3 protein-coding genes and 1 pseudogene are annotated in these 3,029 nt (G+C 75.3%); 1 reads left to right on the forward strand and 3 read right to left on the reverse strand.

Translation table 11 applies throughout. From position 1 onward, the window contains the following. Positions 1-252 (reverse strand): annotated as a pseudogene (locus tag HGA02_RS14835) (amidohydrolase); the annotation flags it as partial. Between the two features lie 56 nt (positions 253-308). Here HGA02_RS14835 and HGA02_RS14840 point away from each other — a divergent pair. Then, positions 309-1,175: a DNA/RNA non-specific endonuclease gene (locus HGA02_RS14840; RefSeq protein WP_168679775.1), complete on the forward strand. Its 867-nt coding sequence runs from the start codon at positions 309-311 to the stop codon at positions 1,173-1,175. A 28-nt stretch (positions 1,176-1,203) separates the two neighbouring features. Here HGA02_RS14840 and HGA02_RS14845 read toward each other — a convergent pair whose 3' ends face one another. Next, a complete protein-coding gene (locus HGA02_RS14845; RefSeq protein ID WP_246247839.1) occupies positions 1,204-2,058 on the reverse strand; it encodes an ABC transporter ATP-binding protein in 855 nt (284 codons plus the stop codon). Further along, positions 2,055-3,029 (reverse strand): FecCD family ABC transporter permease (locus tag HGA02_RS14850; protein ID WP_168679776.1); only part of this gene is annotated, 975 nt, incomplete at its 5' end. The genes HGA02_RS14850 and HGA02_RS14845, both read right to left, overlap by 4 nt.

A 3,029-nucleotide genomic window follows, 5' to 3' on the forward strand; every position in this document is an offset into this window, starting at 1 on the left:
CGCCGCGCGGGACACGTCGAGCCGCTGCCGTGCGAGCGCCCACTGCGTGAGGTGCACGTGCGCGTCCCACAGACCGGGCAGGACGTGGCGGCCGTCGAGCTCGACGACCTCGGCTCGCGGGCCGGCGGCATCGAGCAGGTCGGGCCCGAGCGCGGCGATGCGGCCGTCGCGGAGCAGGACGTCCACCGGGCCCGTATGCCCGACGCGCCGCGCCGCGCGCAGCAGCAGTGGGTGATTTGTCGCGATTGTCATGTCGTCCGCGTCGACCCCGCCGCTACCGTCGTCATGTGAGCACCGTAGGGGGCGGCATGGATCACGCAGGGTACGACCCGTTCTTCCTCGGCCCTCCGTTGCCGCTGCCGGTGACGCCGCGGCCCACGGAGGACCTCCCGTCGACGCACTTCACCGTGCAGTTCGACCCGCAGCACAAGCTCGCCGCGGCCACGGCCGTCAACATCGACGGCGGCCGGCTGCTCGACCTGCCGCGCAACGACAGGTGGGAGCTCGACCCGCGCGTGCCGGCCGACCGGCAGGCCGGGCCCGACGTCTACCGGAACAACCGCCTCGACCGCGGGCACCTGGTCCGCCGCGCCGACCCCGTCTGGGGTGCGCCGGACGTCGCGCAGCAGGCCAACGTCGACACGTTCCGCTACACGAACGCGGCGCCGCAGGTCGACGACTTCAACCAGGGCAAGCAGCTGTGGGTCGGCCTCGAGGACCACGTGCTCGAGTACGCCGAGACGTGGCGGCAGCGGGTCAGCGTGTTCACCGGTCCCGTGCTGCGCGACGACGACCCCGTCTACCGGGGAGTCGGCGTGCCGCGGCACTTCTGGAAGGTCGCCGTGTGGGCGACGCCCGACCCCGACGCGCCGTCCGCGGGCGTCCCCGACGACAAGGCACCGAAGCTCAGGCTCGCGTCGGCGGGGTTCCTCGTGGACCAGTCGCCGCTGCTCGGCGGGCTCGACCTCGACGAGGCGCAGCGCGCGGCGCGGGACGTCGACGCTCCCCCGCCGCTCGGGCCGTTCCGCACGTTCCAGGTGCCGGTGTCGACGATCGAGGAGCTCACCGGGCTCGACCTCGGACCGGCCGTGGAGGCCGACGTCCTGCCGCCGACGCGTGCGCTGGGCGAGAAGGCGTGGGTCACGCTGACGGAGGCGTCGGACATCGTCGTCTGACGCGGGACCCGACGCCGGCCCCATGCCCTCAGAGGCGTGAGGCAGCCCCGCGCAACGGCACGACCATGGGCGTCCCCGTCTCGGGGTCCGGCACGACGCGGCACGCGAGCCCGAACACCTCGCGCACCCGCTCGGCGGTCACCACCTCGGCGGGCGGACCCTCCGCGACGACGCGCCCGTCCCGCATCGCGACGAGGTGCGTCGCGTACCGCGCGGCCTGGTTGAGGTCGTGCAGGACCGCGACGAGCGTGCGCCCCTCCTCGTGCAGGCGCGCGCACAGGTCCATGACCTCGACCTGGTGCGCGATGTCGAGATAGGTCGTCGGCTCGTCGAGCAGCAGCAGGTCGGTCTCCTGCGCGAGCGCCATCGCGAGCCACACGCGCTGCCGCTGGCCGCCGGACAGGTCGGACACGTAGCGGTCGCGCAGGTCGGCGACCTCGGTCGCGTCGAGCGCGGCGGCGACGGCACGGGCGTCGGCGGGCGACCACTGCCGCAGGATGCCCTGGTGCGGGTACCGGCCGCGCGCGACGAGGTCGCCGACCGTGATCGCCTCGGGCGCGACGGGGCTCTGCGGGAGCAGCGCGAGGCGGCGGGCGACGTCCTTGCCGCGCATCTTCTCGACCGGCTGGCCCTCGAGCAGCACCTCGCCGGTGCGCGGCTTGAGGGTGCGGGCGAGCGCGCGCAGCAGCGTCGACTTGCCGCAGCCGTTGGGGCCGATGATGACGGTGAACGACGCGCGCGGGATCGCGACGGACAGATCACGGGCGACGACGAGCTGGTCGTAGGCGAGCGTGAGGTCGCGCGCCTCCAGCGGCGACGCGGCGGCCGCGGTGCTGCCGTCGCCGGACGCTCCGGGAGCAGGTGCGGGGTGGGTGGTGCTCATGCGGCGCTCCTCCTCCACTCGCGCACCAGCAGGAACGCGAGGTAGACGCCGCCGAGGGCGGCCGTGACGACACCGACGGGGAACTGCTGCCCCGGGACGGCGTACTGCGCGATCAGGTCGGCGACGACGAGCACGGCCGCGCCGGTGCACGCCGCGGCGGCGATCCCGGGGCCGGTCGAGTGGGTCAGCCGACGCGTGATCTGCGGGGCGGTGAGCGCGACGAACGCGATCGGCCCGCACACGCTGACGGCGGCCCCGGTCGCGAGGACGCCCACGACGACGGCCGCGGTGCGGACGGTCGACGGCCGGACGCCGACGGCCGTGGCGGCCTCGTCACCCATCTCGACGACCTGGAGGGCGCGGGTCAGGACGAGCGCGAGCGGGAGGAGGACGAGCAGCGCGCCGGCGACGACGGCCGCGTCGGTCCACGTCCGCGCGAGCAGCGACCCGTTGATCCAGATCGCGACCTCCTGCGCGTCCTCCCGGTTGCCGCGCGCGAGCGCGAGCTGGACGAACGCGAGCGCCATCGCGCCGACGGCGATCCCGGTGACGACCATGCGGTGGGGTGCGGCGAACCCGCGCCCGGTGCCGAGCCAGACGGCGACGACCGCGACGACCGCGCCGATGACAGCACCGATCGGCACGGGGACGACGCCCGGCCAGACGAGCGCGGCGGCGACGGCCCCCGCCGCGGCGCCGGACCCGAGGCCGATGACGTCGGGGCTCCCGAGCGGGTTGCGCGTGACGGACTGGAACAGCGCACCCGCGACGGCGAACGCGGCACCGGCGGCCGCGGCGACGGCGAGCCGCGGGAGCGCCTTGGTGAACAGCGCCCACTCCTGGATCCTCGAGCCGTTCCCGGCGAGCACGGTCGGCAGCTCCGCCAGCGGGATGCCGAGCCGCCCGGCGCTGACGGTCACGAGCGCGCCGACGACCGCGACGACGAGCGCGGCGACGCCGACGACGACCGG

Source organism: Cellulomonas septica, from assembly GCF_012396155.1.
Taxonomy (GTDB): Bacteria; Actinomycetota; Actinomycetes; order Actinomycetales; family Cellulomonadaceae; genus Cellulomonas; species Cellulomonas septica.